We start from the raw sequence: 11,148 nt of genomic DNA, 5'->3' as shown, positions 1-11,148 counted from the left end.
GCGGATCATGCCTGTCGCAGGGAAGCGTAAGCCGGTGCCCGCGGCGGCGTCACGCCGTGAGCACCGCGTCACCTGCCGGAACGATGTCCGGTTTCGGTCGTTCAGTCCGTACCGGTGACGGCGTTGAGGCGCTCCACCGCGTCGGCGAATTCCTCGACCATGTCGTAGACGACCTGGCGGGCGGGCTTGACGGTGTTCATCAGGCCGACGCACTGGCCGACGAAGTAGTTCGCCAGGGCGCGGGCGCCCGGGTTGCCGGACTCGGCCACCTTGGTGATCTGCCGCATGGCGCCCTCCGCCACGATCATCTGGAGCGGCATGCCGAGCGGGCCGGGGCTGTCCGGGCCCTCCCACTCCCGCGTCCACGCCGAGCTCAGCTGCCGGGCGGGCTTGCCGGTCCGCGACCGCGACCGGATCGTGTCGCGGGAGGTGGCGGCGAGCAGCTTCTCCTTCACCGGCCGGGACGTCTCGGCCTCCTCGGTGGTGAGCCACACCGAGCCGCACCACACGCCGGACGCGCCGAGCGCCAGGGCGGCGGCCATCTGGCGCCCGGTGGCGATCCCGCCCGCGGCGAGGACGGGCACCGGCGCGACCGTGTCGACCACCTCGGGGACGAGCACCATCGTGGAGATCTCGCCGGTGTGCCCGCCCGCCTCCCCGCCCTGCGCGACGACGAGGTCCACGCCGGCGGCGACCTGGCGGCGGGCGTGCTCGGGGGTCCCGACCAGGGCGGCGACGGGGATCCCGGCGGCCTTGGCCTTCTCCACCATCAGCGGCGGCGGGGTGCCGAGGGCGCTGGCGATGAGGCCGATGGGATGGGCGAGCGACACGTCGATCAGCTCGGTCGCGGCCTCCTTGGTGACCCGCGCTCCGCCGCGCGCGTCGGACCGCCTGGCCTTCTCGAAGTCGGGCAGCGGGACGTCGTACTTGGCGAACAGACCGGTGAGGAACGTCCAGTGCTCGTCGGGGACGGCGGCGAGCAGGGCGTCCATGCCGCCGCCGCCCTCCGCCGCGTTGTCGATCCTGCCGGGGACGAGCACGTCGACGCCGTAGGGGCGGCCGCCCACATGGTCGTCGATCCAGCGGAGCTCCTGTTCGAGCCGGTCCGGCGTGTACGCGACGGCGCCGAGGACGCCGAACCCGCCCGCGTTGGTGACGGCGGCGACGACGTCGCGGCAGTGGCTGAAGGCGAACAGCGGGAACTCGATGCCGAACCGCGCGCAGACCTCGGTGTTCATGGGCCCGACGCTAACGGACCGAACCGCGTTCGGTCCAGGGGCGGAACAGCACGTACGACTCGCCCTCGTCCGGATGCTCGAACGCGGCGCGCAGCGCGAGCCCCTCGCGCAGGTCCGCGCGCTCCACGCCGTCCAGCCGGGCGTGCAGCCAGGGCCCCTCGGCGAGCTCGACGAGCGCCAGCGGCACGGGCGGTTCCCTGGGCAGGATCGTCCAGGTCACCAGGGTCGCCGCGCCGCTCGCCTCGGCCCAGCCGAGGTTCTCCTCGCCGCAGCCGGGGCAGCCGCTCGCGTCCGGCGTGAACCACCGGTCGCACCCCTCGCAGCGCCGGACGACGAGCCGCCCGGCGGCCGCGCCGTCGAAGAACGGGTCGGTCCGGCCGTCCCGCCGCAGCACACCGACGTCCATGGTCAGGCCCCCTTCTCGTGCGGGCTGACGACCAGCGTGGAGTGGTGGTCGAGGATCCCGCCGTTCCCGCTGACGAGGATCACGTCGGTGGAGGGCGCCTGCCGCTCCCCGCCGTCCCCCCGCGCCTGGATCACCGCCTCCGACAGCGGCGTCATGCCCCACATGTAGTACGCCGACAGCTGCCCGCCGCCGGTGTTGGTCGGCAGCGACCCGCCGGGGCCGAGCGCGCCGGACGCGGCGAACGCGCCGCCCTCGCCCTTCGCGCAGAACCCGTAGTCCTCCAGCGTCACCAGGACCGTGTAGGTGTAGCAGTCGTACAGCTCGCACACGTCGACGTCGGCGGCGGTGACGCCGGCCATCTTCATCGCCGCCGCGCCGGACGCCGCGGCGCCCGTCGCCAGGCCGAAGTCGCTTCCGCGCTCCCTGCGGTGCCCCGGGTGCCCCTGCCCCCAGCCCCACAGGTGCACGGGCGGGCGCGCCAGGTCGCGCGCCCGGTCGGCGCTCGTCACGATGACGGCGACGGCGCCGTTGGACACCAGGCAGCAGTCCAGCAGGTGCAGCGGCTCGGACACCCAGCGCGAGCGCTGGTGGTCCTCGATCGTGATCGGCTCGCGCATCTGGGCGAGCGGGTTGCCGGCCGCCCACCGCCGGGTCGCCACGGCGATCGCGCCGAGCTGCTCGCTCGTCGTGCCGTAGCGGGCCATGTGCCGCTGGGCGGCGAGGGCGTAGTGGGAGTTCACGCTGCGCAGGCCGAGCGCCGCCGTCATCCCGCCGAAGCCGTACCACTCCGCCTTCCCGGCGGCGCCGCGGTCGTAGGCCGATCCCGCCGACTGCCTCGGCTTCAGCGGCGCGTCCGCGAACACGCACGCGACCGTCGTCGCCGAACCGTTCAGCACCGACATCGCCGCGTACGACACCATCGCCCCGGCCGTCGCCCCGAAGGAGTTGACCAGCGCCAGCAGCCGCAGGTCGCGCAGGCCGAGCGTGTCGGCCAGCTCGATCCCGGGCGAACCGCCCAGGCCGTGGCTGACCAGCAGGCCGTCCAGGTCGCCGAGGGCCAGGCCCGCGTCGGCGGCGGCCAGCCGCACCGCGTCGGCGGCGAGCCGCCGGGGGCTGCGCCCGTACACCCTGCCGAGCTCGGTCATGCCGAGCCCCACGATCGAAGTGCCCATCGCCTCGCTCTCCTCGTCCGTGAGCGCCACGGTACAGAATGGCGTTCGGTGTGGGAGCGGGCGGGGTGATCGGGAGCCCGCCGCGCGGGCGGCCCGGAACGTGAGTCGCCCGCGTCCCCGGGGCGACGGGGACGCGGGCGACGCGCGGGACACGGTTCCGGCCGGCGGGCCCGGACCGGTCAGGAGGCGAGGACGGCCTGCAGGAAGTCGCGGGTGCGCTGCTCGGACGGCTCGCCGAAGATCTGCTCCGGGGGACCCTCCTCGACGATCTGGCCCTGGTCGAACATCAGGACCCGGTCGGAGATGTCCTTGGCGAAGGCCATCTCATGGGTGACGCAGAGCATGGTCAGGTCGCTCGCCCGGGCGATGTCGCGCAGCAGGTCCTGGACGCCGACCACGAGCTCGGGGTCGAGCGCCGAGGTGACCTCGTCCAGCAGCAGCACCCGCGGCTGCATGGCCAGCGCCCGCGCGATCGCCACCCGCTGCTGCTGGCCGCCCGACAGCTGCGTGGGGTGCGCGCTCTCCTTGTCCGCCAGGCCGACCATGTCGAGCAGGCCGCGGGCCCGCTCGACCGCCTCGTCCTTGGACACCCCGAGCACGCGCACCGGCCCCTCGGTGAGGTTGCGCAGCACGTTCATGTTCGGGAACAGGTTGAACTGCTGGAACACCATGCCGACCTGCTTGCGCATCTCGTGCAGGTGCTTCTGGTTCGCCGGGACGCGCTTGCCGCCGCGGTCCATGTGCCACAGCGTCTCGTCGCCGATCCAGATCAGGCCCTCGTCGAGCTTCTCCAGCGTCATCAGCAGCCGCAGGATCGTGGTCTTGCCCGACCCGCTCGGCCCGATGAGGGTCACCCGCTCGCCGGGCGACACGGTGAAGTCCAGTTCGCGGAGCACGATGTTGGAGCCGAACCGCTTCACCACCTTCTCGAAGCGGATGCCCGGCGCCTCGCCGCGCGGCAGGGCGGCGGCCGGTTCGGTCTTCGTGGCGGCTGCCTTGTCCGTGGGGACGCCCGCGTCGGCGGCCGCCTCGCCGGTGGCCGGTTCCCGCGCCGCGGCGGCGCCGTCCGAGGGCGGGCGGTCCGCCACGCCCCCGGGGTCGACTGCGTCGGTGTCAATTGGTGGCATAACGCCTCTCCAAGCGGCGGACGAGTATCGAGGATATGACGCTGACCACGACGAACAACAGGCCGACCATGGTGATCGGCTCCAGGAACTGCAGGGTCTTGGACCCGACCTGGTAGGCGGAGAACAGCAGCTCCGCCACGTTGATCGCCAGAAGCATCGGCGAATCCTTGAACATCGCGATGAGGTAGTTTCCGAGCGTCGGGATCACCCGCCGGATCGCCTGCGGCAGGACCACGTCCAGCCACACCCGCGAGCGCGGCAGGTTCAGCGCGGTGCACGCCTCCCACTGGCCCTTGGGCACGTCGGCGATCCCGGCCCGGTACACCTCGGCCGTGTAGGTCGAGTAGTGGATCCCGAGCGTGATGGTGCCCGCGGTGAGGGAACCGATGGTGACGCCCCAGGCCGGCAGCACGAAGAACACGAAGTACAGCTGCGGGATCAGCGGCGTGGACCTGATGAACTCGGTGACCCACCGGATCACCTGGTTGAAGACCCGGCTCGGGGAGCGGCGCAGCAGCGTCCACACCAGCCCGAGGACCAGGGCGATCACATAGCCCAGCAGCGTCGCGGTCAGCGTGTAGCGCAGCCCGTCCAGCAGGTCGGGGAGGATCTCGCCGGAGTAGTGCCAGTCCCAGCTCATCAGCCGCTCACCCCCGCCCCGGGCGCGCCGGCCGCGATCGTCCCGAGGGACTTCTCAGCGGGCAGCCTGCGGCCCAGCATCCGGTCCACGCGCCGTTCGGCGTAGCGGACGAACAGCTGCAGCACCTGCGCGATCACGAAGTACAGGACGAGCACGACCGTGAACGCGGCGACGGTCTGGCCGGTGCTGCCCTGGATGTTCTTGGAGACGCGGGTCAGGTCGACCAGGCCCACCAGGGACACGATGGCGGTGCCCTTCATCAGCTCGATGATCAGGTTGCCGAACGGGGGCAGCATCAGCGCGAACGCCTGCGGCAGCAGGATCCGCCGCATGCGCTGGAACGGGGTGAAGTTCAGCGCGATCGTCGCCTCGTACTGCGCCTTCGGGACGGCGTTGATCGATCCGCGGACCACCTCGGCGCCGTAGGCGCCGACGTTCAGGCCGAGGGCCAGCACGGCCGCGAGCATCGTGGAGAACCGGAGACCGATCAGGGGAAGGGCGTAGAAGAACCAGTACAGCAGCACCAGCGTGGCGTTGCCGCGGAAGAACTCCACGTACACGCGGTTCAGCCCGCGCACCCCGGCGTGGCGCGACGTGCCCGCCATCCCGAAGAGCAGCGCGAGCACCAGTGCCAGCACGCCTCCGAGGAGGGTGAGCCGGATGGTGACCCACGCCCCGTCCAGCCACTGGGGATAGCCGTCGAGGACCTCGGACACGGGTCAGCCCTGGCAGAACTTGGCGGCGGTGTCGTCCGGGCCGGGCATCTCCGCCTGGGTGAAGCCGAACGGCTGCAGGACCGGCAGCAGCTTGCCGCCCTGCTGGAGCTTGGCGAGCTCGCCGTTCCAGGCGTCCAGCAGGTCCGAGTCGGCCTTGCGGAACGCGAACGCGCCGGCGCCGAGCTGCTCCTTGCCGTCGATGACGGGGGTGAAGGCGTCGGTGACCTCGAAGCCCTGGCCCTGGTGCTTGGTGAGCAGGTCGGCCAGCGAGATGCGGGTCAGCCAGATGCAGTCGATGCGGCCGGCCTTCAGGCCCTCGAAGGCGCTCGCCTGGTCGGCGAACGTCTTGATGTCGCCCTTCTTGACGCCGGTCTTCTCGGCGTAGTCGGCCTCGACCGCACCGGTGAGCACGCCGACCTTGACGCCCTGCTTGCCCGGGTCCTCGGCGGCCTTGAGGCCCTTCGGGTTGCCCTCGGGCACCATGTAGGCGCTCTTGGCGACGTACTCGGGGTTGGCGAACCCCGCGGAGGCGCACCGCTCGGGCGTGATGAACATGCCGGCGGCGATCGCGTCGAAGCGCTTGGCGTTGAGCCCGCCGATGAGCCCGCCGAAGTCGACCTGGACGCCCTTGATCTCGTCGATGCCGAGGTTCTTGAAGATGGCGCGCGCGAGCTCGGGGGCCTCGCCGGTCAGCTTCCCGGACTTGTCGGTGTAGCCGTAGGGCGCCTCGTTGGCGAACCCGACCGTGATGGTCCCGGAGTCCTTGGCCTTCTGCAGCGTGCCGCCGCCGGCCTTCTCCTGCTCCGGATCCGTCGTGGAGCAGCCCGCCGCGGCCAGCGGCGCCGCGGCGGACAGCAGCACGGCGGTGCGGAGGAAGTCGCGTCTCGAGGAAGTCATCGTCGAAGCTCCTGATGATGGGTGCGCTCCGCGCCCGCAGGGAGGCCGGACGGCCCCCTTACGGACGCGGAGCGGGTGGGTCGGGTTATCGAATTGTTAGGCTCAGGCGCCGGCGGTCCCCTCCGCGCCGGAACGGCCGCCCCCGCCCTCCGGTGAGGACCCGGCTCCGACGGGAGTGAAGTCACGGGCGCCGATGAAAGAGGGACGGGGCGCGGGTGCGGAGAACGGCTCGATGCAGGTGTTCTCCACGCTGTTGAACACGACGAACACGTTGGAGCGCGGGAACGGCGTGATGTTCCCGTTCGAGCCGTGCATGCAGTTGCAGTCGAACATGCTCGCCGAGCCCGCGGCGCCCGTGAGCAGCTCGATCCCGTGCTTGTCGGCCAGAATCGAAAGGCTGGCGGAGTCGGGCGTACCGATCTCCTGTCCGCGCAGGGACTCCTTGTAGTGGTCGTCCGGGGTCTCCCCGACACAGGCCACGAAGGTCTTGTGCGAGCCAGGCATGATCATTAGCCCGCCATTGTGCACGAAATTCTCGGTGAGCGCGATAGATATGCTCACCGCGCGCATCCGGGGCATGCCGTCCTCCGCGTGCCAGGTCTCGAAGTCCGAGTGCCAGTAGAAGTCCTTGCCCGTGAAACCTGGCTTGTAGTTGACCCGGCTCTGGTGGACGTAAACCTCCGAGCCGAGGATCTGCCTGGCGCGGCCCACGACGCGGGGATCGCGGACGAGCCGGGCGAACACCTCGCTGATCTCGTGGACCTCGAAGATGGAGCGGACCTCGTCCGAACCGCGCTCGGTCACCGTGCGCTCGTCCGCCAGGACCTGCGGGTCCGACGACAGCCGGCGAAGCTCGGCGCGGTAGTCCTCGACCTCGTCCGGCGTGATCAGCTGGTCCACCGACAGGAAGCCGTTGGCCTCGAAGGAGTCGAGGGTGGCGCCGTCGATGGGCCCGTCCTTCGCCTCGCCGTAGACGACCGGGTCCTGGCGGTACAGCAGCGCGGCCTCGGAGGACTTCCGGGTGGGGTAGGCGTCGTCGATCGTCGGATGGGACTCGATGATGCTCATGCGTCCTCCTCGGTCAGCAGGGGGTAGACACCGTTCTCGTCATGGACCTCCCGGCCGGTGCAGGGCGGGTTGAACACGCAGACGGTCCGCACGTCGGTGTGGGCGCGCAGGGTGTGGTGCTCGTGGCCGTCGAGCAGGTACATGACGCCCGGCTCGATCTTGTGCTTCTCGCCCGTCTCGTCGTTGGTCAGCTCGCCCTGGCCCTCGACGCAGTACACGGCCTCGATGTGGTTGGCGTACCACATCTTCGTCTCGGTGCCCGCGTACAGGATCGTCTCGTGCAGCGAGAACCCGACGCCCTCTTTGGCCAGCACGAAGCGGCGGCTGCACCAGGTCGGCGCCTGCACGTCGCGCTCCGTGCCGATGATCTCTCCGAGGGAACGAACGATCATTGAAACTCCTCTGTTCTCGCGGTGCCGGGCGGGCTCAGGCGGTGACCTTCTGGCGGACGGCCTCCACCGAGTCCGCGATGATCTCCAGGCCGGTGGCCAGCTCCGACTCGGTCGTGGTGAGCGGCGGCAGCAGTTTGACGACCTCGCTCTCGGGGCCGGAGGTCTCCATCAGCAGCCCGCGGGCGAACGCCTCCCCGCACACCTGCGTCGCCGCCTCCGGGTCCTTCATCACCAGGCCCCACGCCAGGCCCCGGCCGCGGACGGAGTCCACGGCGCCGGCGTGCGCGATGGCGATCTCGTTCAGCGCCGCCTGCACCTGCTGGCCCTTGGCGAGGGTCTGCTTCTCGAAGTCGTCGCCGGTCCAGTAGTCCTCCAGCGCGCCGACGGCGGTGATGAACGCGGGGTTGAAGCCGCGGAAGGTGCCGTTGTGCTCGCCCGGCTCCCACACGTCCAGCTCGCGCTTCATCAGCGTGACCGCGAAGGGCAGCCCGTAGCCGCTGAGGGACTTGGACAGGCAGACGATGTCCGGGGCGATCCCGGCCTCCTCGAAGCTGAAGAACGGCCCGGTGCGGCCGCAGCCCATCTGCACGTCGTCGATGATGAGGAGGATGTCCTGCCGGCGGCACAGGTCCTGGAGGCCGCGCAGCCACTCGGCGGTGGCCACGTTGATGCCGCCCTCGCCCTGCACGGTCTCCACGATGACGGCGGCGGGCTTGTCCAGGCCGCTGCCGCTGTCGTCCAGCATCGTCTCGAAGAGCAGGAAGTCGGGCGTCCGGCCGTCGAGGTAGTTGTCGTAGGGCATCGCCACGCCGTGCCCGAGCGGCACGCCCGCGCCGGTGCGCTTCATCGAGTTGCCGGTGACGGCGAGCGCGCCGAGCGTCATCCCGTGGAAGGCGTTGGTGAAGCTGACGATGGTCTCGCGGCCGGTGAACTTGCGCGCCAGTTTCAGCGCCGCCTCGACCGAGTGGTTCCCCGCGGGCCCCGGGAACTGGACCTTGTAGTCGAGGTCGCGGGGCTCCAGCACGTACTCGTTGAAGCGTTCCAGGAACTCCCGCTTGGCCGTGGTGTACATGTCGAGGCCGTGCACGACGGCGTCGCCCTCGAGATAGTCCACCAGCCGGCGTTTCAGCTGCGGGTTGTTGTGCCCGTAGTTGAGCGTTCCGGCGCCGGCGAAGAAATCGAGGTAGGTCTTGCCGTTCTCGTCGGTCATGTGGCTGCCCCGGGCCGTGGCGAACACCGTGGGCCAGCTTCTGCAGTAGCCGCGGACTTCCGATTCCATGCGGTCGAAAACGTCCATGTCTGCCTCCAGGCAGGGTCGGAGAGGAGCGGGATGAGGGGCGTGGCGGGTGGGTCAGTTCGCGGCGGCGATCGGGCCGATCCTGAAGAGCACCTCGGGCTCGTGTCCCCCCTCGGGAAAGTGCTCCGCGGCGAACAGCGGGCTGCGGGCCAGTTCGCACCCGCGGGCCCTGGCGAAGGATTCGAACATCGCGGTGGAGGCGGCGTTGTCCGGAGTGACCGTGGCCTCCATGTACTCGAGCCCGCGGGGGGCGAGGCGGTCGGCCAGGCTGTCGAGCATGCGGCGGGCGAGGCCCTGGCCGCGGTGGTCCTGGTCGACCGCGACCTGCCACACGAAGAAGGTGTCCGGACGGGACGGGCGGACGTAGCCGGTGATGAAGCCGCACGGGCCGCCGCCGTCGCGTGCGACGACGGAGGTGTCCGCGAAGTCGCGGCACCAGAGCGCGTAGCTGTACGGCGAGTTGACGTCCAGGACTCGTGAGTCCCGGGCGAGCCGCCAAAGCGCGGGTCCATCGGCGAGGCTCGGCTCCTGGAGTAGCACTTCCGCGTTCGTCTCGTTCTTCCCGGGGCGTCGGGTCGGTGATTCCAGGGGTTGCGCTGCCATGTCCAGGCAATTTAGCGAATCTCGTGCGGTGATCGCAGATGTATGTTATCGGCGAGATGTTTAGCCCTGTCCCCAGTGGGTATGGTTAAGGGCTTTCCCGATTCGGGTGCAATTTGTGCGGTCTTGTCGCGGGCCGCGATCCGCATTTTCCCGGGATACGCAGGAGGTACTGCCGGGTGCGCCGGAGATGTTGCCGGCATGCTTCCTGAATGCAACCTTAACGTTTCGCCGCCGAGCGAGCAGTGCCTTTTGGTATCGGTTATGTGAGGTAAGTCACATGTGACCGGTGTCAACGGGGCGGGTGCGGCGGGCGTCACTTCGCATCGCGCGAGGTGGGGCCGCGCACGGGCGGGATGGTGCGGATGTGGGCCGAAGCGCTCCGGGAGGCCCGCCGCACTGACCCCTCGGGGCAGGTGCGCTATCCACAAGGTAAGGCTCGGCTGGCTAACGAGATAGGAAACGGGGGATTCGGTCCGCTTCCGGCACGGCCGGGGTCTGGTGAGAGAACCGGACCCCGACCATGATGCGGACACGTTGAACCTCTGTTCTGGTGAGACCGATTCAGCGCGGCCTCTCTCCGTCCGGTAGCGCAATGTTACCAGAAGGTGACTCTAGGTCACGTCTTCCCGGCGAAGTTGTCGGTCGCCTCGATCAGCCGGTGCAGGATCCCGGGCTCGCTGTAGGCGTGGCCCGCGTCGTCGACGATGTGGAAGTCCGCCTCGGGCCACGCGCGGTGCAGGTCCCACGCCGTCGCCGCCGGCGTGCACACGTCGTAGCGGCCCTGCACGATGACGGCCGGAATGTGGCGGATCTTGTCCACGTCCCGGATCAGCTGGTTCTCCTCGAGGAACCCCTCGTTGCTGAAGTAGTGGTTCTCGATGCGGGCGAACGCCACCGCGTACTCCGGCTCCCCGAAGGCGTCGGCCATCTCCGGGTCGGGCCGCAGCGTGAGCGTGGAGCCCTCCCAGGTCGCCCACGCCTTCGCCGCCGTGACGCGCACCTGCGGGTCCGGCGAGTCGAGCCGCTCGCGGAACGCCGAGATGAGGTCCTCGCGCTCGTCCTCGGGGATCGGCTCGACGTACTTCTCCCACAGGTCGGGGAACAGCAGCGACGCGCCCTCCTGGTAGAACCAGTACATCTCGAACGGCCGCAGCGTGAAGATGCCGCGCAGCACCAGCTCGGTCACCCGGTCGGGGTGCGTCTGCGCGTACGCCAGCGACAGCGCGCTGCCCCAGCTCCCGCCGAACACCAGCCAGCGCTCGATGCCGAGGTGCTCGCGGATCCGCTCCATGTCGGCGACCAGGTTCCAGGTGGTGTTGCTCTCCAGCGACACCTCCGGGTCCTTCGCGTGCGGCAGGCTGCGGCCGCAGTTGCGCTGGTCGAACAGGACGATCCGGTACGCCTCCGGATCGAACTGCCGGCGGTGCGCCGGGCTGCACCCGCCGCCCGGCCCGCCGTGCAGCATCACCGCGGGCTTGCCGTCCGGGTTCCCGCAGACCTCCCAGTAGATACGGTTTCCGTCGCCGACGTCGAGCAGCCCCGAGTCGTAGGGCTCGGTCGGCGGATACAGCGTGCGAAGCTCCATGGAGCGC

At 70.3% G+C, this 11,148-nt stretch carries 12 protein-coding genes; all 12 read right to left on the bottom strand.

Annotated features, from left to right (window positions below; genetic code table 11):
* Window positions 1–101: 101 nt before the first annotated feature.
* The gene (locus ACQEU6_RS13860) at window positions 102–1,238 is read right to left on the bottom strand and encodes an NAD(P)H-dependent flavin oxidoreductase (RefSeq protein WP_499332025.1); all 1,137 of its coding nucleotides are present in this window, start codon (window positions 1,236–1,238) and stop codon (window positions 102–104) included.
* A gap of 10 nt (window positions 1,239–1,248) precedes the next feature.
* A complete protein-coding gene (locus tag ACQEU6_RS13855; protein ID WP_499332023.1) occupies window positions 1,249–1,644 on the bottom strand; it encodes a Zn-ribbon domain-containing OB-fold protein in 396 nt (131 codons plus the stop codon).
* 2 nt (window positions 1,645–1,646) lie between these two features.
* Complete coding sequence (locus tag ACQEU6_RS13850; RefSeq protein WP_499332022.1) at window positions 1,647–2,846, bottom strand: thiolase family protein; 1,200 nt, start codon at window positions 2,844–2,846, stop codon at window positions 1,647–1,649.
* A 149-nt stretch (window positions 2,847–2,995) separates the two neighbouring features.
* Window positions 2,996–3,943 carry an ectoine/hydroxyectoine ABC transporter ATP-binding protein EhuA gene (ehuA, locus tag ACQEU6_RS13845; protein ID WP_499332020.1) on the bottom strand — a complete coding sequence of 316 codons (948 nt, stop codon included), beginning with the start codon at window positions 3,941–3,943 and terminating at the stop codon, window positions 2,996–2,998.
* Entirely contained in the window at window positions 3,930–4,583 is a 654-nt protein-coding gene (gene ehuD / locus ACQEU6_RS13840; protein WP_363978502.1) for an ectoine/hydroxyectoine ABC transporter permease subunit EhuD, read from the bottom strand. The genes ehuA and ehuD overlap by 14 nt, the downstream gene beginning before the upstream one ends.
* Entirely contained in the window at window positions 4,583–5,299 is a 717-nt protein-coding gene (ehuC, locus tag ACQEU6_RS13835) for an ectoine/hydroxyectoine ABC transporter permease subunit EhuC (RefSeq protein ID WP_499332017.1), read from the bottom strand. Before ehuC ends, ehuD begins: the two co-directional genes overlap by 1 nt.
* Window positions 5,300–5,302: 3 nt before the next feature.
* Window positions 5,303–6,196, bottom strand: a complete 894-nt coding sequence (gene ehuB, locus ACQEU6_RS13830; protein ID WP_499332016.1) for an ectoine/hydroxyectoine ABC transporter substrate-binding protein EhuB — start codon at window positions 6,194–6,196, stop codon at window positions 5,303–5,305.
* A 102-nt stretch (window positions 6,197–6,298) separates the two neighbouring features.
* A complete protein-coding gene (gene thpD, locus ACQEU6_RS13825; protein ID WP_499332015.1) occupies window positions 6,299–7,264 on the bottom strand; it encodes an ectoine hydroxylase in 966 nt (321 codons plus the stop codon).
* Window positions 7,261–7,656, bottom strand: coding sequence for an ectoine synthase (locus tag ACQEU6_RS13820; protein WP_089312209.1), 396 nt, complete (start codon window positions 7,654–7,656; stop codon window positions 7,261–7,263). Before ACQEU6_RS13820 ends, thpD begins: the two co-directional genes overlap by 4 nt.
* Window positions 7,657–7,690: 34 nt before the next feature.
* Entirely contained in the window at window positions 7,691–8,953 is a 1,263-nt protein-coding gene (ectB, locus tag ACQEU6_RS13815) for a diaminobutyrate--2-oxoglutarate transaminase (protein WP_499332013.1), read from the bottom strand.
* A 54-nt stretch (window positions 8,954–9,007) separates the two neighbouring features.
* Entirely contained in the window at window positions 9,008–9,556 is a 549-nt protein-coding gene (ectA, locus tag ACQEU6_RS13810) for a diaminobutyrate acetyltransferase (RefSeq protein WP_499332011.1), read from the bottom strand.
* Window positions 9,557–10,172: 616 nt separating this feature from the next.
* Entirely contained in the window at window positions 10,173–11,141 is a 969-nt protein-coding gene (gene pip / locus ACQEU6_RS13805; RefSeq protein WP_499332009.1) for a prolyl aminopeptidase, read from the bottom strand.
* Window positions 11,142–11,148 lie beyond the last annotated feature (7 nt).

This window comes from Spirillospora sp. CA-108201, from assembly GCF_050936235.1.
Lineage (GTDB): Bacteria > Actinomycetota > Actinomycetes > Streptosporangiales > Streptosporangiaceae > Spirillospora.
Note: the sequence above shows the minus strand (reverse complement) of the source record. Positions and strands in the feature narration are given on the sequence as shown.